Origin of the sequence: Pseudomonas morbosilactucae, from assembly GCF_023241715.1 — a bacterium.
In the GTDB taxonomy this organism is placed as follows: Bacteria; Pseudomonadota; Gammaproteobacteria; order Pseudomonadales; family Pseudomonadaceae; genus Aquipseudomonas; species Aquipseudomonas morbosilactucae.
Window position 1 is genome coordinate 20,890 of the sequence record NZ_JALQCW010000021.1, and the last position, 18,635, is coordinate 39,524.

Consider the following 18,635-nt stretch of genomic DNA (forward strand, 5'->3'; position numbering starts at 1 on the left):
TCTGAATACATTGCATCGATGCGACCGATGACGCCGAGCGAAAGATAGTCGTCCATTATGTCAGCTTCAATGTCGCCATACCTATGTTCTAAATATTCTAGTGTCCTGAACGGTTAATTTATTTTCCTATAAGCGACGATATACTATGCGCCGAATGTCATGGATTGGTTATACGTATGCCTCGGCCAGCTTCTCCCTTCGCTTTAACACCTTATGCTCGGGTTACCACGTGGCAGGTTCGACAACTTTGGACGGCTTCCGACCTCAAACCCCATCGTCTGAAGACCTTAAAAATCAGCAATGATCCCCATTTCGCCGACAAGGTCGGTCGACGTGGTTGGGCTCTATCTAAACTCGTCGGATAACGCGCTGGTGCTGTCGGTTGACGAGAAAACTCAGATCCAGGCTTTGGATCGTACTCAGTTGATGTTGCTGCTGCGGCCAAGTCATCGGGCAGATTACCCAGCGCCATCGCGCCAAGGAGTCTCTGGCCTTTCTGCAACAGATCGATCGCAACACGCCAGCTGGACTGGATTTTCATGTGATTCTGGATAACAGCTCATCCCATAAAACTGCCTCCATCAAGCAGTGGCTGGAAAAGCATCCACGCTTCAAATTGCACTTCACCCCGACCAGCGCATCCTGGCTGAACGCCGTGGAGGGCTGGTTTGCACAACTGGAAAGACGAGCGCTGTACCGGGGCGCCTTCACCAGCGTGGCCGATTTGGAAACAGCTATCCGTCAATTTATCGAAGCTCATAACGAGCATTCAGCCAAACCCTTTAAATGGAACAAAACGGCTGCGGCCGGGGTTCGCTCTGGTTGCCGCTCTTAGGCAAGCCAAGAAGCATTGGGGAAGAAGCTGCCATCGAAACCGAATAACGTGAAAGTCTTATCAAGGAATGTTGAGCGTCCGCTTACTAACGCAGGGTATTCAACGTAAAAAAAGCTCCCGATGAACGACTTCTGATGAATCGTGGCGTGACAACTCATCACGCTTCGGAGCGCTGAGCATAGACCCTGTCAACATAGAAGATCTTTGTTGTGAACGAGCTCAAATTTGGACAAGCATATAATTTAACCAATATTTTCAGTGCTACTGCGTAATCACCTATCGAATACGGTAGAATTTTTTTCTATCTACATGGCTTTTGGCAATGATCATAAATACAAACGCTGATCGAGGCCGTTCTAGCCCCTCACGCTGGATACTCCAAGTGATCTTATGTCTGGTGGCATTTGCGGTAAATTCAATTTTTTGCCGGCATGCATTAATGGAGGGTCAAATCGACCCCGAGTCGTTCACGGCGATACGGTTGGCCAGCGGCGGCTTGTTTCTGATGCTGATTTTGTTCGGCGCTGTGCAAGTGACTACGCAAACTTGCTGGGTGGCTGGATGATACCTGCTGGACAGCGCAGCAAAAACGAACAGCTATGCTTGGAATGCTCCAATGAGCTTACCAACGAGCTCCCGACCGCTGACGTGTGCTTGCCGACCGCAACGCATGAGAGATCACTATGTCATTGCGCGCGCTTCGTACCTTAATTGCTATCGCTCAGCACGGTTCATTTGCGCGAGCCGCAGACACAGTTCATCTCACACAATCAGCAGTGAGCTTGCACATAAAGTCACTTGAAGAGGAGTTCAACGCTTCGTTGTTTGACCGCTCGCGTCGATTGCCCGTATTAACCGATGCAGGCCACTTGGCGGTGGAGCGTGCGCGCGAGATCGTTGCACTTTACGACAGCATTGCTTCGGACATTGGAGGTGATCACGAGCTGCGGGGTCGACTGAAAATTGGTGCCATCCAGACTGCGCTGGCCAGTGCGTTGCCTTTGGCCCTGGCCGCGCTAGCTGCCGAGCAACCAGATCTACGCATAAACGTAGCCTCAGGCATGTCTGCCGAATTGGCCACGCGCGTAGAGGCTGGTGAGTTGGATGTCGCAATCACCACTGAACCTGTGAAACCGCACCCTTACGGTCTGGTTAGTACAGCACTCTACGAAGAAGGTTTTTGGATCATTGCTCCGGGCTCATGCGCAGGTTTAGATTTTAGGCAGCTACTTCAGCAACTACCGTTTATCCGCTTTGACCGCAGGGCTTGGGCTGGGCGTACCATTGACCGGGAGCTTCGCCGGATGCGCCTTCGCGTGCAAACCAGTATGGAGTTAGACAGTCAGGATGCGATCATCCAGATGGTTGCCAGTGGTTTGGGGGTGTCAGTGGTTCCACTTTCCAGCCAGAACCTCGAACAACTCAAGCACCTGGAAGTCCAGTCATTCGGATCACCACAAAGAACGCGTCGTGTTGTGCTTTTGGAGCAAGAAGAAAGGCCATTAGGACGGCTGGCAGCAGCCCTGGCGGAGGCTGTCAAAAAAGCACACCTCCATGTAACGACCAATGAGTAAAACTTGTCGAAACGTGAATTTTATATCGTTTTTACTTTAGGTATCGATTCCTTATCGTAGTGCCCATCCAAACGCATTCCGAATGGGCACCATGCACAGCAACGAAACTCCAACCAGCGCTTTCCAATCACCCATTCTACTCATGGCCAAACGTGCGGCACCCTGCGCGCTGAGAGGTGGGATGTTATTGACTTAACGCTTCGCGAACCTGATTTCAATGCCACTGAGCACGTGCTGGACGCAGCGCACCTAGCGTTAGGCAGCCGTCTAACCTACTCCCCATCAAACGCTATTGAGCCGCTTCGCAAGGCTATCCGTATGCGGGCACGTGAAGACCGAGGATTAGATTTCGGTGATGATCACATCGCGGTTGGGTGTGGCGCAAAACAGATCATCTTTAACGCCTTCCAAGCGCCCCTTAAGCCCGGTGATGACGTTATTGTCCCGGCCCCTTACTGGGCCAGCTTTCCCGCCATGATTTGGCTGCCTGGCCACCTTCGGCTTTCTTTTGCTACGGACGAAGCCACCCTGGCTGAAGGGTGTAAACGGTTAGTTCGTGCGCTCGAGGCGTACTCATGACTGGCGAACTTTTGCTTGCCCTCGCGCCTATTGCCCTGCTGATTGCCATGGGCGCCTGGCTCAAGCGCAGTCGGTTTCTGGAAGACAGTTTCTGGGCACAGGCCGAGCGCCTAGGCTACTACGTTCTCCTACCCGCGCTATTTTTGCATGGTCTGGCGACCGCCAAATTGGACAACGTGCCAGTCCAAGGGATGATCATGGCGCTTGTACTCTCGACGATCATGGTCGCGCTGCTGATGGTCGGCGCACGTGGGATCATTAAGGGTAACGACGCAGCGTTCACTTCCGTCTTCCAGGGAGGGGTGCGTTTTAATAATTACGTGGGCGTTTCAGTGGTAGCCGGCTTGTTCGGTGCTCAGGGCATCGCTCTGGCTGCCGTAGCCAATGCGGCCATAGTGCCGACCGTGAACATTCTGTGCGTACTGGTGTTCGCGCGCTACGGCACAGGTGGCAGGATGTCTGCGGGCAATGTTGCCAAGCAGTTGGCACTGAACCCACTGGTACTCGCCTGTTTCGGAGGGATACTGCTTCAGGTACTAGGATTGGGCCTGCCTGCTGGCATTGAGCCGATGATTAAGGCTTTAGGGCAGGCATCCTTACCACTGGGCTTACTGTGTGTAGGGGCAGCACTTGAGTTGGGCTCTGTGCGCAGTTGGGTTCGGCCCGTCGCGTATTCATCGGTGGTCAAGTTCATGATCATGCCACTAACCACGCTGTGCGCATGTCATTTGTTTGGATTGGACGGCAAAGCAGCAATAGCGGCATTGCTTTTCCAGGCACTGCCTACAGCCTCGTCGTCCTACATCATGGCGAGACAGCTAGGTGGAGACGCACCTCTCATGGCGGGGATAATTGCCAGTCAAACTGTGCTTGCAGCACTGGCACTTCCCATTGCAGTGATCGTTTTGATTCCCTGGCTCTGATGTTCATGGTCTTCAGCCTGGAAAGCTGGAGTTGATGCGAAGACTGACCTAAAAATTTAACGCATCCGGTAAATTTGTAACGCTTGAGTCGGAGTAGTCGCGGTGAAGAGATCGCCATTCAATGGTGGCATCGGCACCCTGACCTTGAACGGAGTAATGCCTACTCAACACAGACCGGCACCATACTCTCGAATGCCAGAAAGCAACGGTGTGTTCACTGGACGCTTACTCATAACATTCGCCGTGAATGAATGCTCACGGCGCGCCCCTGAAATGGAACGCGCAGTAAGTCTTGGGGATTCAACCTTTCGTCATACCAGCAAGTGTTTATGCACTCATCGTGAAGTCTACAGCCATCTGGATCATTGCCTTCTTCAGCGGACCGATATAGATCTCAACATGGCGAACAGACTCAGCCATGCTCCAATCCGGCGGCGGTTTCCCATCAGGCGCTCACGGTGCGGTCAGACCTTGTCTTCAGCAAGCGCGGGCGGGCTGCGCACGACTGTCAGCCATGCATCCCAAGCGACCAGCACCAACAGGCTGGAACCCAATACCGGCAGTGCGACACCCAGCAACAGCGCAACGCTGACTACCGCAACTTGCGCGCCGCGGCTCAACGTACGCCAGGCGCTGAGCCGCGTGGCAGCCCTCCCCCCGCTCAGTGCTCGTGTAGGCCGACGGCGCCACCACATCAGGTAACCCATGACGACCATCACCACCAGCCCAGTGGCGAACACAATCAACACCAACTGATTGACCAGCCCGAACAACACGCCCATGTGGGCATCGATGCCCCAGCGGGTCAGCTTGGCTGCCAGTGGGTACTGGGCAAACACAACCTTGTCGACGACGGCCAGGGTGGCGGCGTCAATCGCCACGGCGTCGACCTGGGTTGGCCAACGGCGGTCAATCTCGGTGACGGTCCAGGCTTTGTCCGGTGCCGAGGACGGGCGTATTTCTACTCGGGCGGCATCAATCCCCTCAGCGCGCGCCTTGGCCAGCACCGTATCAAATAGAGAGAGATCCAGGGTCGATGTGAGCATCGCCACGCCGGCCATGTGATGTCCAGCATGTTCATCCGACGGCCTGTTAATCGCGTGGGTCTGCCCCAGCGTGGTAGACACGCTGGGCGTGGACCAGCCCCAGTAGGCTCGCAGTACACCGATGTTGTCACCCGCCCACTGAGACCAGGTCAACCCGGTCGCCGAGAAGAACAGCAGCCCCAGCAGCAGGCAAAGTCCAAGCGTTGCATGAAGCTGGCGCAGGCCTTTTTTCGCCGGCCTCGTTGCAGGCATCTTTTTGCGGTGTTGTGCGAACCACAGCAGCAAACCGCCTAGTGCGGCGACCCACAACCAGGAAGCCGCCAGTTCGCTATAAATACGGCCGATATCACCCAGCATCAGCCCACGATGGAACTGATCGATCCAGGTCCGCAGTGGCAGCACGCCACTGGTGCCATACACCTTGATGTCACCACGCACCTGCCCACTGACGGGATCAACGAATATCGCACGGTATTCGGAAGGCCCCAGCCCAGGCATCGCAACTAACACGCGCGCAGTATCGCCCTGAGCAGGGGCTGGGCGCACCGCTGTCACCGCCACGGAAGGCCCCACCACTACCTGAGCTGACTGGACTATTTGCGCGAGGCTCAAGGACGGCCCTTGAGAATCGGTATGAAGAGCATGGTCGTAAAGACGGCTTTCGATTTGCGGTGTGAGTGCATACAGCACGCCGCTGACCGCTGCCACCAGCAAAAACGGACCGACCAAAAAACCAATATAAAAATGCAGTCTTCTGATTAAAGCATGCAGCGCACCCGGCGCTGGGTTTCCCGTTGGTTCGGACATCAGGACTCACCACGTAGGCATGCTTGCACAGCACGATCAATGAATCGCGCAAGCACATCAGGATTCTGGGTTGTGGAGCTGCTCGCAAAGGCGAGCGCCAACCGCCCTGTCAAGGCGCTATGCGCCGTGCCTGGCGCACTACAAAAAAACGCCCATCCCTTTTCAGAGCACAGGCGTTTGATAACACGACGCTAACCCTGCCAAGAGAAATCATCGTGTCATCCTAGAATTTAACACGCACCGGATAACGGACGAGGCTGCGACAACCTGCCACACATAAAAGCACCACCACTCAAACTCAATGGTATTCAAGCCCCAGCCACAAACTGCGGCAGAACGTCGCACTTTGGCTGTTCAAAGCCTCTCAATAGACTTGGATCGCGGCTGCCTGAGAGCACGCGGCAGCAAGCTTCATACGCCACGGAGGGCATGCGCCACTTCGAGTGCGAGCTTTCTTATTATAAAAATACTCGTTGAGGTCAACCGTGAAAAAAATAGTGGCTGCGGCCTTGGTATTCGCATTTTCTACTGCCCATGCTGCACAGGATCCTGAGGCGGTCTTCAATCGCTCCTGCACGATGTGTCACAGCGGCCAACTGCCTATGGCGCCGAAAAAAGGCGATCACGTGGCCTGGAAACCGCGCCTGGAGCAAGGTAATGATGTACTGGTCAAGCATGTGACCGAAGGGTTCAACGCCATGCCGGCGCGTGGCCTGTGCATGAACTGCACTGCTGAGGATTACAAGGCAGTGATCGACTGGATGTCAAAGTAGGTGTGGCGCTTGAAGCCGCCTCTGAACTGCCCAGTTTGCTGGCGAAGCAGCACATCCGCTCAAGCCTACGCGGGCGCTACAAAAAGTAGTGGCGATGTGGCACACCCTAATATCAGGTGCTAGAGTCGCCGCCATGGACCGAACCCGCAAAGACCGCTCGCTGATTGCCTGGATGCTCTATGCCTGCGTCTTGTTCAATGTATTGGCGTGCGCAATTGCCCACGGCCAGATGAGCGGCTTGACCCTCAACGGCGCCGGCGGTCAGCTCTGTTCCGTGTCCAAACTGGGGGTTGCGGATATCGGAAGTGATCCCGCTAGCATGCCCACAAGCAGCTGGAGCAGTAATTTCAGCTGCCCCCTATGTTCCTCCATCACCTTGAGCCTGGTGTTCCTATTCTGCCTCGCCTGGCTGGCGAGAACACTCGCGCCTCAACGCAAACCTCTTGAAACACGTAGCAAGGCACCTCCCCGCTACTCCTGGCCGTCAGCCAATCCACGCGCCTCCCCCTTGTTCTGATTCGCCACGCTCATCAGCGCTGATTGTTCGCTTGATCGTCCGGATTTTTACGTCCTTAGGACGGCTCGATGCGCACAGCAAACTGATGTTGGCACCTACCTGCACTGCATGGGGATGCATTGCAGGCTGACTTTCAGACTTTAAAAAAACGTGCGCGTACACGCCGCCAGGCGATCGCGTTGCGTGAATAACAGGGAGTACAAAGGAATGACACACAAGGCTATTTGGTACGGCGTATCACTGTCGCTGCTGGGCGCAACAGGTGCTGCGCAGGCTGAGACGTCTACAGTGGAGTTGCCGGACACGAAGGTAATCGGCTCCTCGGTGATCGACCAGAATAAGGTTGACTCCTTTGGCAGCCTGACCACCGTAGTCGGTCAGGAGCAGATCCGGGATCTTAACGCATTGGACCTGGCATCGGCCTTACGGCGCACGCCCGGGGTTACGGTATCGCGCTTCAACCCAGTAGGTTCGTTTGGCGGGGCTGAAGGCGGCGCGGTCTACATCCGCGGAATGGGCGCCAGCCGACCGGGCAGCGAAATCAAGACCTACATCGATGGTGTGCCGTTCTACATGGGCGTCTGGGGTCACCCGTTGCTGGACCTGCTGCCTATCAATGCGATGCAAAGCATCAGCGTCTACAAAGGCCCGCAACCCCAGAAGTTCGGTAACACCTTTGCGGCCATCGACCTGACCCCGCTCAGGGCGGAAGAAGGCGACAACCAGCATGGCGAACTTCAGGTCACCGGTGGCAGTTTTCGCACCGCGACCGACCAGGCCTCTCTCTATGGCCGTAGTGGTGACTGGGATTACCTGCTCGCACAAGGCGCCGCTCATTCGGACGGTGACCGCCCGGACGGCGATGGCCGTTTGAACAATGGCATGGCGCGTATCGGCTATCGATTGAACGACAACTGGAGTGCTGGCCTGCTGTTACTGCATGCCAACAACCAGGCTTCCGACCCCGGCCAAAAGGACCTGCCGGATACCAAGACGGGAAAATTCAATACCCGTGGCACCCTGGCTTCACTCTCCCTCGATCACACCTACGATTGGGGCAGTGGCAGCGTAAAGATTTACCATAACGAAGGTCGTGGCAGCGCTTTGGATCAACAAGGCACTGATGGCGACACCATCAGCAACTTCACTTTGCAAGGCCTGCGCTGGGAAGAAAACCTGCGGCTGTGGCAAAACGGTGAAGTGGCGCTGGGCATGGATGTCGACGAGAGCAAGGGCGACGTGACCTTCAAACGCGTGGCGCCTGCCACCCGCGGCGACTACACCGCCCCGACTTTGCGGGTGATATCGCCTCACGTCGCTGTTAGCCACGCGTTCGAACTCAACGATACATGGACCCTGACGCCGTCTGCCGGCGTACGGACCTACGAGCACAACGTCTTCGAAAGCGCGACGGCGCCCCATGCCGGGTTGTTGTTGTCCAGCAGCAATGTTGAGTTCCGCGCCAATCTCTCCCGGGGTATCAACTACCCGGGGCTTGAAGCGCCGGTGCTGTCAAACTCGATCCCGGCCCTGGGGCAAACCTGGAAAGACCTCAAGCCCGAGAAGCTTGATCATCAGGAATTGGGGGTCAAGTTCAATCCGATTGAAAGTGCGACCCTGGACCTTGCGGTGTTCAAGGACAAGTACAAGGACCGTTACCTGTTCGCGTTCCCGCCAGCGGTTTCGCAACCGACCTTCACCAACCTGGGTGACTACGAAATCAAGGGCGCCGAAGCGACCTGGCAGCAACGCTGGACCGACAGCTGGAGCAGCTTTGTAGGCTTCACCTGGTTGGATCCATCACTCAAAACCCTGCCTTACGCCCCCAAGCAATCACTGTCGTTCGGCACCACCTATGAGACCGGCCCTTGGCGTTTCAGCGCCGATGCCCAGTATCAAAAAGACATGTATGTACTGGCGGAAGAGCGCACTGCCGGCGCGGCGAATTTTTCCCAAGTCGACAGCTTCACCGTGGTCAACCTGAGGGTCGGGCATGCGGTTCCCGCCCTGGGCAAAGTCGGTGAAGTCTTCGTGGCGGTTGAAAACCTCTTCGACCGGGACTACGCCTACCGCACCGGTTACCCGATGCCTGGTACCTCGGCGCAGCTTGGCGTGAAGATGGGCTTTTAAATAACAATCGGCTGCCGGGCTACCGACGGCAGCCTCAATTGAAGGATCTGCACCATGAAATTTGCTCCATTACTGCTTCTGCTGACAGCCTTCTGCGGTGCGGTGTTTGCCGACACCGCAACCGACCAGCAAACCATCGAACATATGATGCGCCATACCTGGGAGCGCCCTGATGCACCGCTGGATGTCGGTCCGGTAACAGTGGAAGGCGATCACGCAGTGGCCGGCTGGACCCAAGGCGAACGCGGTGGTCGCGCTCTGCTGAGCAAAAACGATAAAGGCTGGCGAGTCGTGCTGTGTGCAGGAGACGCCTTGCTTGACCCAAAAACCTTGCGCAGCGCCGGATTGTCGGCAGAGGCCGCGAGTCAGATGAGCAAAGCCGTAACGCAGACCGAGAGCACCTTGGCGCCAAGCAGGGTCAAGCAGTTTGCCCTATTCAAGGGCGTCATGAACGTCGGTGCCGAGCACTCTTCAAAAACGCACTGATCAAACCGCTGAAGGATCGAGCCGCTCTGCCATGATCAGCAGGGCGGCTAGCAAAAAGAAACTACTGCAGGGTGACTCCACCCGCTCTTCAACCCCCTTCGCCGTTCCATAACAAAGCCCAACGAAGCTGCCTGCGTCCTTGCCCTCGCGGCTGAAATACGGACTGCGTACCACGGAGGTCAACAACTGGGCAGCCCTCACGCGCCATTGCGACTGACGACTACTGACCGGCGCCAACGTCTGCATGGCAAGAGCAGCGATTACGGTTGCACAGGGGTCATACTCGCCATCAGGTTGGTCAAGGCGATTGAGTGCCAACGACTCTGGTCTTGATGCGAGCCAATAATCCGCTGCCTGCTCGGCCAACGGGACGTAGGGCCCTGCAAGATGAGTGGCCGCCCGTGCAAGGCCGAGCATTGCCCAGGCTTGCCCGCGAGACCAATTGCCAACCTCCCGCCTGGCATCGGTTCCCGCGGGAAGATCCGCATGCGCCGCATAGGCGCCTCGGCCATCACCCAATGTTCGAGCTACGGTGTGCAGATGGTGCCGGAGCCGTTGTCTGGCTTGCTCATTGGCGTAGCGCGTCAACAACTGCACGGTACTAGCCAGGGGATCAATGCTGATCTGTGTACTGCCAGATTCTCCACCGCCCATCGCGCAGCCCAGGGGCAAACAACGGTGGCTGTCACGCCAGCTCTCGGCAAGACGCAATGCCGCCTGCTCGGCCAAGGATTTCGCATATGCGTCCCCAAAGCAGCGGTCGCCCAAGGCTGCACCGTACCAGTAGATCAGGCTGCGGTTCTGGGTATCGGTATCCAAATGGATGGCCAGCTTCAGGCACAATGAAGCGGCTTTGCGACGGTCTTGTTCAGACGCTCGACAGTGAGCCCGGAGCCAATACAAGCCGGTCCAGAACCCCCCCATCCAGGAGCCGCCCGAAGAACAAAGCCAGAGACTGTCGCCGGCTCTGCGAAACAGGGGGAATCGCTCACCACATGCCCGTTCAATCGTGTCCATACGGGCAAAAATAGCGGTGACAGCCGCATTTAAGGCTCTCTCACTCAATACAGCTGGACTTATGCTCACGGGTCAACCTCGGTGCCTCGGGCTCGGTGCAAAGCCCAACAGATCAGACTGCCAGCCAGCAGGACTCCGACCAAGGCATTCCAGGCCATATCGAAACCCATATCTGTATGAATGAGAACGCCAAACACAGGTGGTCCCAACGCGAACCCTGAGAAAAAACCCGCGGAAAGCATCCCTGCCGAGACCGCTGGTGCGCCAAACCCTGGGTCACGCAATAGCATGCTCATGGCAATTGCATTGGTCGCCACAGCGGTCGCCCCCATACCGATACTGCCCAGCCAAAGTGACCAGTATTGGCACTCATTGGCATTGGACGTCATCCAAACCGAAAATGCCGCCAGGATCAGTAAAACCAGCAACAATAAGGACTCATCGCGCATGCGCGCCCCTAGCGGTGTCAGGAAAACCCGCGCCAGGATGCCGGTGATGCCGAACACGGCCAGCAGTGCGCCAGCAACCACTGGCGACATGCCCTGCATCGTTGAGAACAGCCCCAGGAAAGTGACGAATGAAGACAATGCGACTCCGGTACAGAGTTGCACCGCCATCAACAGACTCAGCAACCTATTTGGACGCCTCAGCGCAAAACGCATTGGCGTGCTGTTCGCCACGGATCGAGTTGCAACCCACGGCACCGTCAAGGCCAGCCACAACGCCAACGGCACCATCAACAGCAATGCCACTCGCCAGCCCAGCCATTGAGCGACACAGGGCAACAACAATCCGGCGACCAACGCCGACAGCTGCACGCCCGCCTGTTTGAGCCCTACCACAGCGGCTTTGTGTTGTGCGGGAACACGCTCGAGAATCAACAGGTTGGTGGCCGGGTTGGCGAGCGCCTGGGCAATACCACACACCGCCAGGCCCAGTACCAGCCCCAAAAAGCCTGGGACCGTCGCCATCAGCCCATACGCCAGCGCCGATGAAAAAAACAAGAGTACCAGCGAGCGCCGTGAGCCCAGGTGATTGACCAGCGCACCCGCCCAAAGCGATAAAATCGCGGCAAATCCAAAGGCACTCAGGGTCAGGTAACCCAGGGCGCCGGGCGGCACAAGCGCATCGGCAACCAGAAATGGCGCCAATGCACCGACCGCATAGAACACCAGCATCGGCAGTGCCATAGCGCTGATTAGCAGCATCCTTAGAAAGACCCCGCTGCGCACATTCAACATGCCAACCTACCCGGTAGGGACGGCAGGTCGAAGTCCAGGCAAGCCCCCTGTTCGTAGACCGCGATCAATCTGCGCCCCACGGCACTGATCAACGCATCATCGGCGCGTCGAGGATGTGTGTGGTTCGTGCGCAGCGATAGATGCCCGCGAGCGGGGAAAGCGCACTGAGCCCTTCAGCGCCATAGATCTGGATCGCGGAGTCGGCACACACGCTCAGCGCCCGTGAAGCCGTCAGCTTGGCCAGGTTCACTTCAATTGAAGTGTCGACATGGTGATCAAATTTGGCTGCCGCGTCGCGTAAAACCGCCCGGGCGCCCGCTACCGCCGCGAAGGCATCAAACATGCGCAAGCGCACCAGTTGCTTATCGGCCAGCCTCGCCTGCTCACCTCGGGGCGATGCGATGCGCACGCCCATCAAGTCGATACAACGCTGGGCGAGGCCCAGCCACTGCACCGCGCGCAACAAGCGCCCCAGCCCCAGGCGCTGTTGCATTAACGCCAGGCCCTGCCCCTGTACCCCAAGCATGTAAGCCTGGGGCACATCGACGTTGGTCAGTGAGATTTCACACTGACCCTGAAACCGCCCCAACACCTCCAGACGGCGCTCGATGTTGAAGCCCGGTGACTGCGTGGGCACCACGAACATGGATAAAGCGCCCTCTCCCGTTCGCGCAACCACGGTCATGAACGACGCGTGCTCGGCGCGGCAAATAAACCACTTACGACCGTTGAGGCGCCATTGACCGTGGACCAGGCGTGCCTGTGTGCTGAGCGTCGCCGGAATCGAACCGATGCTGTCCGGTTCTGACATTCCATAACTGGACTGCACCTTACCGGCCAGTAGCGGTTTCAGAAAATCCTGCCTTATAGCCTCCCCTGCGCCCTGCAACATGTAGGTATCCAGAGCGGCCTCGGCACCCAGTATGGCCGGCCCATATTCGGACCGGCCTTCCTGCTCGGCCAACGGTAAATACGCCTGCAGCGAACCGCGTTGCAGTGGTTGGCCATCGGGATAGGCAAGCCCCCAGAGACCTTCATCCTTGGCTTGCTGCGCGAGGGCCGCAGTACATTGGCTGGCACTCACATCATCGGCTGCCAACTGTGTTTCCCGGGGAATGATGACCTGCTCGACAAATGCGCGCACACGCTCTGCCAACTGTAGGTTTTGGCCGGGTTGATCCGGCAGTCCGTTGAACATGCCACTCTCCTTAACAGGCGATACCTATACCGCGCTCCAGAAAGGCTACTTCTGTCGCCAGTGCTTTCTTGTCGACCTTGCCGGCCGGGCTCAACGGCAAACTGCGATAGAAACGCAGGTACTCCGGCAACTTGTTGGCTTCTAGGCCTTGGGCGCGCAGGTAATCCGTCAGGCCCTTGAGCGCAAAACGCGCAGCGCCTTCGCGCAGGGTCACGCAAATGCACACGCGCTGCCCCAAGTCAGGGTCGGGAACGGGCACACAGGCGGCACACACCACATCGGGATGCCCGGTGGCGAGCATTTCGATCTGGACCGGACTGATATTCGCGCCCCCGCGGATGATGATGTCTTTCTTGCGCCCCGCCAGGACTAGGTAACCGTCCGGGTCGATATAGCCCAAGTCGCCGGTACACACCCAGCCTTCGGCATCGCGATAACGTGCGTCCAACTCCGGCGCATTGACGTATTGCATGGGACTTAGCGGACCACGTGCCTTGATCTCACCGACATCACCATCAAGTACGGCTTGGCCCTGCGCATCCACAACCTTGATCTGGCAAACGCTCGGGTTGGGCCGACCCACGCTGTTGAGTACCACCTCGATGGGATCGTCCAGGGTGTTATGGCAGTTCACTCCGTCAGCGGAACCGTAGAGGCTGATAAAACCGCAGCCGAACGCATCGACACAGCGGCGTATACTTTGCTCGTCAATCAGCGACCCACCGCTGATCAGAGCCACTAGGCTGGAGCGATCAATACGCGCCAGGCCAGGGTCGGCAGCGATACGCTGTAACATGGTCGGCACGCCTAGAATATGGGTCGGCTTCAAGTGTTCAATCGCTGCAATGGCGGTTGCGACATCGAATTGAGGCAACAACGCAATAGAGCCTCCAAGCCAAGACAGACAACCGAAGGTTGCCGTGGAGCCAAACGAGGAGCCCAACGGCACCAGGTACAGCCCCCTAAAACTTTCCCCTTCAGGGTGCAGGCGCTGAAGAAAGCGGCCCCGTCCACCAATCAACGCATTGTGCGAGTACGCCACCAGCTTGGGCTCTGATTCGGTGCCTGAGGAAACCAATAGGCGCACCGGTGAATCAGCGCTGATGCTGGGCAGTTCATCCAGGGCCAACGGTTGCGCCGATAACACTGTTTGCAACGTCGACCATCCGCCACGCGCCGCACCGTCAACGATCAGCGCGCGTAACGACAACAGGGTGGGTCGCAGGGACTCGATCAATGCACATAAATCGGTGCCGCCATACACCTCAGGAACGATCACTGCGCGAGCATCACAACGCCTGAGCAACGACTCAATATCCAGCCGCCCTCGCCCGGGCGGAAACGGCGCAACCACCGCGCCCAATGCCGCAACGGCCAGATCAATCGCACAACATTGCCAACTGTTGGCCAACTGATAGGCGACGACATCGCCAGCGACAATGCCTTGGGCGCGCAAGCTCGCCGCCAGGCACAACGACTGATGCAACAGTTCGCCATAGCTGATGGTCTCTTGCGGCAACAGCACCGCCAACTTATCAGGGGTTGAAGTGGCATGACGGCGAAAAAGCTCGAACACCGTCTGGTTTGGGTACAAGCCTTCGTGTACCCACTGTGCTCGTACGGCTGGCGGTACGAGGTCGATCATGCCTGAACTGTTCATGTGAAACTCCAGGGTGAATTGACTCGGGTATAAGCCCGGGCACTCAAGCAAGTTTGAAAACGAGAGTTGCATGTGACGTCGAGCAGGTCCTCAACGACTGTTGCGGCAGGAATACCTCGGGCTTGCAACATGGTTTGCCATTCACTTGCCGTCCTCGTCAGCAGTTGTTCGCGCAGGAGCCGCTCGTGCTCAGCGCCAACCGCTGACGGCGAGTACCCCAACCCAAAGGCCAATTGTTCAAGATGGGATGGCTCGCAACATTCGATCGCCAGCAGTCCCCTGGCAGTGGCAAATACCCCGCCAAACTGACCTTTATCCGTGGGCTTATGCATCAACAAGTCGGCACACCCGAGCAAGGAACTGTCCACCCGCCCGGCGTGGCCACTCAACTGACGAGCTAGCAACGCCGCGACGATCCCTTGCGCTGAAACAATGCCACCCAACACATCCAGCACAGTAAACAGCGAACCACCTGCCGTTGCGCTCGCACGGGCAATCATCGCCGCAACCCCTGACCAGGCTTGAACCATGAAGTCCGTCCCTGGCAACCCATCCGGATGCCCCTGCGGCCCCCAACCACCGGCATAGGCGTAAATCAGCGGTGGATTGGCTGCTGCCAAGTCTGTCTCGCCCAGCCTCAACTCTTCTGCTTTACCGGGCGCCCAGTTATGCACGAAGACATCGGCCTCGCGTACCTGCTGCAAAACGGCGCAGCGTCCCGCGGCCGACTTGATGTCGACTTCGACGACCTGCTTATGGCAGTTGAGCGCATCGAAACGCACGGAGCAGCCATCCGCCAAAGGCGCCATACCGCGCAGGGGATCGCCACCCGGCAACTCCAATCGCACGACCTCGGCGCCCAGCAACGACAACAGGTGCCCAGCTAATGGCCCTTGAATTCGCCGGCATGACTCCACCACCCTCAGCCCACTGAGCGGCAACTCGCTCGTGCAGGGACGGAACGGCGTCGACACCGCTGACAACGCAAATGTCCATGGCCCTGAAGCCTGGAGGCGTTCATCGAGGCGCTGTTCGAGCGTGCGCACCGGGCAGATCGATAATGCCGACTGCCGGCAGCGCGTAACGATCTCCGCATAAGGCCGTTGCGCCAGGGCAAGGCACAAGGTGTCGGGTATTGGGGAAACCGCTTTGGCATAGCGCATGAGGAACCCGTGCCAACCTTTGGCGATATCTTCAAGGGGCACATGCATACCCGTCCAAAATGACCGCCAAGGGCCTGCATCCAGCGTTTCCAACTCGAAAACAATGCCATCCGATGAGGTAAAAGGTGGTCGTAGCACCGCGCAGGTGCTGCCCGGCAACAGCGACTCCGGAGCGTCTGGCGCCGTTGCTCCGGCGAGGTATTGGCTGACGGCTAACAACCCGGCAGACGCCATGGAGACCTTGCATTCGCTGACGTTACCACCGCGCAAGCGCCCCACAGCCGTCGCGATGGCGCCTGTCAGCGCCAGGCTGGCGGTCAGCGTCGACACGTAATCAACACCAAGCGCCTGAGCGTTTCCACTTGCACGGCCGTGAACCGACATCAGGCCTACAGCGGCTTGAACGGTCGACTCGCTGGCCGCTAGGTTGTCCTCATTGGCCCAGCCGCGGACAGTGCACGTAACAGGATCAAGCCCAGGCACACTGAATTGATAATCCAGCCACGTGCTTTCCGAACTCTGCAGCGTATTCACCACTTCGATCCCCAGAACCTCGGCCTGGTAACGCAACGACGCAATCGTCGCAGCAAAAGCCGCAGAGGCTGGCGCAAAGGGCCCCGTGAGTGTGCAGCCGAGCAACGGACTCAGCATCCTCCCGCCACCGCAGGAAGGATGGTCAGGACATCGTTTTGCTTGAGCCTGGTGGACAGGCCTTCGGCAAAGCGAATGTCATCCTCATTGACATATACGTTGACGAAACGATGCAACACCTCACCACTCATCAAACGTTGCTTGATCCCTGGGTACTGGCTATCCAGGTGATCAAGCACCTCCAACACAGTGGCGCCCTGAGCCTCTACACGTTTCTGATCCTGGGTAAAGGTACGTAACAGTGTGGGGATACTCACAACTACAGGCATGACGAACTCCTCGGCGTAAAAAGCCGATAGCAATGACGTTGGATAATTAGAGGATTTCTAAACAGCGACGTACGCGGGCAGGACCTGGAGTGTTTCCTCGGTCACCTTGGCGTCAATGATGCGAAAACTGCGAACCGGTAATTCGCAATCCGGCGCGGTCGAGAGAATCAAGTAGTGCGCCTGTGGCTCGTTGGCAAACAACACATCGTCTTTGCTTGGGTAGGCGGCACTGTGGGTATGAGAGTGGTAAATCACCAGCGGCTCCTCGCCTCGCGCCTCCATCTCGCGCCAGACGCGCAACTGTTCATTCGGGTCAAACTCGAAGAATGTCGCTGACTGCGCCCGATTCACCATCGCAATGAACCGTGAGGGTCGCCTCGAGCCCTGTTGCGCCGCGATGACCCCGCAGGCCTCCTGGGGATGCTCGTCACGGGCATGCGCCAGCGCAGCCTCCAGTAACTCTGAAAGAATGACCAACATCTCTTTCTCCTTGTCAATTCAGTAAGCCGGCAGCGTGGGCTCGATGTGTTTGATCCAGGCGAGGATGCCGCCCTCAAGGTTCTTGACGTTGGAAAAACCCAAGGCTTGCAACTCGCTGAGCACAGCACTGGAGCGCATACCCGATTTGCAATGCACAACCAGCGAAGCCTCTTTGCCAAAGCGCGCTTCAACCTCTTTGGCCAGCGACACGGACCTGGGCATATGCACGGCACCGCGGATATGCGCGATGTCCCACTCAGTACGCTCGCGCACATCGATCAGCACTACGTCACTCTGCCTTTGGAGCAAACCATGCAATGCCTGTGATGAGATTGAGGGCACATCGGGCGCTTGAACATCGACGGCCGGCAGCAAGCCACAAAAGGCCTGGTAGTCGGCCAATTGTGTGATCAACCGACGGTTGGGATCGCGGCGCAATGGCAACTGTCGATACGTCATTTCCAGCGCGTCATACACCATCAACCGCCCCAACAAAGAGTCGCCGACACCGGTAATCAGCTTGATTGCCTCAGTGGCCATGATCGATCCGATGGATGCGCACAGAATGCCCAGCACGCCGCCCTCAGAGCAGGATGGTGCCAGTTCAGGTGGCGGTGGCTCGGGATAGAGGTCGCGGTAATTCAGGCCTCGGCCATACGGTGCGGCTTCCCAAAATACCGAGGTTTGCCCTTCAAACCTGAAGATCGAGCCCCATACGTAAGGCTTGTCTGCAAGGATGCAGGCATCGTTGACCAGGTAACGCGTGGCAAAATTATCCGTACCGTCGAGAATCAGATCGTATTGCGAAAACAGCTGAACGGCGCTGTCAGCCTCAAGGCGTTGCGAGTGAACCCGCACATTGACGTAGGGATTCAAGTCCTTGATCGCCGCGGCGGCACTTTCGCTCTTCAAGTGGCCCAATGTGGAGACTTTGTGAATTACCTGGCGCTGCAGGTTTGACGCTTCAACCACATCGAAATCGACGATCCCCAGGGTGCCGACCCCGGCAGCCGCCAGATAAAGCAATGCTGGAGAACCCAGGCCTCCTGCCCCAATGACTAATACCTTACTGCTCTTGAGACGTCGCTGCCCTAACAGTCCCACATCCGGGATCAGTAGGTGCCGGCTGTAACGTGCTATCTCGTCACTGCTCAGTTCGGCGAGCGCCTCGACCAACGCTGGAAGTTTCATCATGAATATCCTTGGCTTAGTGCCCGGTCATTTTTGTTGACTGATAGAGCACGGGCAATGTGGCAACAGCGCCAATACGTACGATATTCGTTGTG

Annotated in this window: 16 protein-coding genes and 1 pseudogene; 8 read left to right on the top strand and 9 right to left on the bottom strand. The window is 57.5% G+C overall.

What is annotated here, in order from left to right; translation table 11 throughout:
* Nucleotides 1–209: 209 nt before the first annotated feature.
* The 4 genes and pseudogenes from M1B34_RS10150 to M1B34_RS10165 all read left to right on the top strand — a co-directional run.
* Nucleotides 210–835, top strand: a pseudogene (locus M1B34_RS10150) (IS630 family transposase); the annotation flags it as partial.
* Between the two features lie 683 nt (nucleotides 836–1,518).
* Nucleotides 1,519–2,409, top strand: a complete 891-nt coding sequence (locus M1B34_RS10160; RefSeq protein WP_268265025.1) for a LysR family transcriptional regulator — start codon at nucleotides 1,519–1,521, stop codon at nucleotides 2,407–2,409.
* 186 nt (nucleotides 2,410–2,595) lie between these two features.
* The gene (locus M1B34_RS34030; RefSeq protein ID WP_425273508.1) at nucleotides 2,596–2,988 is read left to right on the top strand and encodes an aminotransferase class I/II-fold pyridoxal phosphate-dependent enzyme; all 393 of its coding nucleotides are present in this window, start codon (nucleotides 2,596–2,598) and stop codon (nucleotides 2,986–2,988) included.
* Nucleotides 2,985–3,911 (top strand): AEC family transporter, encoded by a 927-nt coding sequence (locus M1B34_RS10165; protein WP_268265026.1) that lies wholly within the window; start codon nucleotides 2,985–2,987, stop codon nucleotides 3,909–3,911. Before M1B34_RS34030 ends, M1B34_RS10165 begins: the two co-directional genes overlap by 4 nt.
* A gap of 464 nt (nucleotides 3,912–4,375) precedes the next feature.
* Here the strand turns inward: M1B34_RS10165 and M1B34_RS10170 are convergent, their stop codons facing one another.
* Nucleotides 4,376–5,764, bottom strand: coding sequence for a PepSY-associated TM helix domain-containing protein (locus tag M1B34_RS10170; RefSeq protein ID WP_268265027.1), 1,389 nt, complete (start codon nucleotides 5,762–5,764; stop codon nucleotides 4,376–4,378).
* Nucleotides 5,765–6,249: 485 nt separating this feature from the next.
* On the opposite strand from M1B34_RS10170, the gene M1B34_RS10175 reads away from it, so the two are divergent.
* The 4 genes from M1B34_RS10175 to M1B34_RS10190 all read left to right on the top strand — a co-directional run bounded on the left by M1B34_RS10175 (nucleotide 6,250) and on the right by M1B34_RS10190 (nucleotide 9,670).
* The gene (locus M1B34_RS10175) at nucleotides 6,250–6,537 is read left to right on the top strand and encodes a c-type cytochrome (protein WP_268265028.1); all 288 of its coding nucleotides are present in this window, start codon (nucleotides 6,250–6,252) and stop codon (nucleotides 6,535–6,537) included.
* A 133-nt stretch (nucleotides 6,538–6,670) separates the two neighbouring features.
* Nucleotides 6,671–7,054 carry a DUF2946 domain-containing protein gene (locus tag M1B34_RS10180; RefSeq protein ID WP_268265029.1) on the top strand — a complete coding sequence of 128 codons (384 nt, stop codon included), beginning with the start codon at nucleotides 6,671–6,673 and terminating at the stop codon, nucleotides 7,052–7,054.
* Between the two features lie 324 nt (nucleotides 7,055–7,378).
* On the top strand, nucleotides 7,379–9,184 hold the full coding sequence (locus M1B34_RS10185; RefSeq protein WP_268265030.1) for a TonB-dependent receptor: 1,806 nt from the start codon (nucleotides 7,379–7,381) through the stop codon (nucleotides 9,182–9,184).
* 54 nt (nucleotides 9,185–9,238) lie between these two features.
* Nucleotides 9,239–9,670: a copper uptake system-associated protein gene (locus M1B34_RS10190; RefSeq protein ID WP_268265031.1), complete on the top strand. Its 432-nt coding sequence runs from the start codon at nucleotides 9,239–9,241 to the stop codon at nucleotides 9,668–9,670.
* On the opposite strand, the gene M1B34_RS10195 is transcribed toward M1B34_RS10190, so the two are convergent.
* The 8 genes from M1B34_RS10195 to moeB all read right to left on the bottom strand — a co-directional run bounded on the left by M1B34_RS10195 (nucleotide 9,671) and on the right by moeB (nucleotide 18,540).
* A complete protein-coding gene (locus M1B34_RS10195; RefSeq protein WP_268265032.1) occupies nucleotides 9,671–10,489 on the bottom strand; it encodes a glucuronyl hydrolase in 819 nt (272 codons plus the stop codon).
* A gap of 263 nt (nucleotides 10,490–10,752) precedes the next feature.
* Nucleotides 10,753–11,928, bottom strand: coding sequence for an MFS transporter (locus tag M1B34_RS10200; RefSeq protein WP_268265033.1), 1,176 nt, complete (start codon nucleotides 11,926–11,928; stop codon nucleotides 10,753–10,755).
* 88 nt (nucleotides 11,929–12,016) lie between these two features.
* Nucleotides 12,017–13,126, bottom strand: coding sequence for an acyl-CoA dehydrogenase family protein (locus M1B34_RS10205; protein ID WP_341870544.1), 1,110 nt, complete (start codon nucleotides 13,124–13,126; stop codon nucleotides 12,017–12,019).
* A 10-nt stretch (nucleotides 13,127–13,136) separates the two neighbouring features.
* Complete coding sequence (locus tag M1B34_RS10210) at nucleotides 13,137–14,858, bottom strand: class I adenylate-forming enzyme family protein (RefSeq protein ID WP_268265034.1); 1,722 nt, start codon at nucleotides 14,856–14,858, stop codon at nucleotides 13,137–13,139.
* The gene (locus M1B34_RS10215; RefSeq protein WP_268265035.1) at nucleotides 14,783–16,600 is read right to left on the bottom strand and encodes a CoA transferase; all 1,818 of its coding nucleotides are present in this window, start codon (nucleotides 16,598–16,600) and stop codon (nucleotides 14,783–14,785) included. The genes M1B34_RS10210 and M1B34_RS10215 overlap by 76 nt, the downstream gene beginning before the upstream one ends.
* The gene (locus tag M1B34_RS10220; RefSeq protein WP_268265036.1) at nucleotides 16,594–16,869 is read right to left on the bottom strand and encodes a MoaD/ThiS family protein; all 276 of its coding nucleotides are present in this window, start codon (nucleotides 16,867–16,869) and stop codon (nucleotides 16,594–16,596) included. The genes M1B34_RS10215 and M1B34_RS10220 overlap by 7 nt, the downstream gene beginning before the upstream one ends.
* A gap of 57 nt (nucleotides 16,870–16,926) precedes the next feature.
* Entirely contained in the window at nucleotides 16,927–17,349 is a 423-nt protein-coding gene (locus tag M1B34_RS10225) for a M67 family metallopeptidase (protein ID WP_268265037.1), read from the bottom strand.
* Between the two features lie 18 nt (nucleotides 17,350–17,367).
* Nucleotides 17,368–18,540 carry a molybdopterin-synthase adenylyltransferase MoeB gene (gene moeB / locus M1B34_RS10230; protein WP_268265038.1) on the bottom strand — a complete coding sequence of 391 codons (1,173 nt, stop codon included), beginning with the start codon at nucleotides 18,538–18,540 and terminating at the stop codon, nucleotides 17,368–17,370.
* Between the last annotated feature and the right edge of the window lie 95 nt (nucleotides 18,541–18,635).

Coding starts and splice junctions, on each gene's coding strand:
- M1B34_RS10180 (WP_268265029.1), top strand. CDS start 6,671: ATGGACCGAACCCGCAAAGACCGCTCGCTGATTGCCTGGATGCTCTAT.
- M1B34_RS10205 (WP_341870544.1), bottom strand. CDS start 13,126: ATGTTCAACGGACTGCCGGATCAACCCGGCCAAAACCTACAGTTGGCA.
- M1B34_RS10210 (WP_268265034.1), bottom strand. CDS start 14,858: ATGCAACTCTCGTTTTCAAACTTGCTTGAGTGCCCGGGCTTATACCCG.
- M1B34_RS10215 (WP_268265035.1), bottom strand. CDS start 16,600: ATGCTGAGTCCGTTGCTCGGCTGCACACTCACGGGGCCCTTTGCGCCA.
- M1B34_RS10165 (WP_268265026.1), top strand. CDS start 2,985: ATGACTGGCGAACTTTTGCTTGCCCTCGCGCCTATTGCCCTGCTGATT.
- M1B34_RS10170 (WP_268265027.1), bottom strand. CDS start 5,764: ATGTCCGAACCAACGGGAAACCCAGCGCCGGGTGCGCTGCATGCTTTA.
- M1B34_RS10225 (WP_268265037.1), bottom strand. CDS start 17,349: ATGTTGGTCATTCTTTCAGAGTTACTGGAGGCTGCGCTGGCGCATGCC.
- M1B34_RS10190 (WP_268265031.1), top strand. CDS start 9,239: ATGAAATTTGCTCCATTACTGCTTCTGCTGACAGCCTTCTGCGGTGCG.
- M1B34_RS10220 (WP_268265036.1), bottom strand. CDS start 16,869: ATGCCTGTAGTTGTGAGTATCCCCACACTGTTACGTACCTTTACCCAG.
- M1B34_RS10160 (WP_268265025.1), top strand. CDS start 1,519: ATGTCATTGCGCGCGCTTCGTACCTTAATTGCTATCGCTCAGCACGGT.
- moeB (WP_268265038.1), bottom strand. CDS start 18,540: ATGAAACTTCCAGCGTTGGTCGAGGCGCTCGCCGAACTGAGCAGTGAC.
- M1B34_RS10200 (WP_268265033.1), bottom strand. CDS start 11,928: ATGTTGAATGTGCGCAGCGGGGTCTTTCTAAGGATGCTGCTAATCAGC.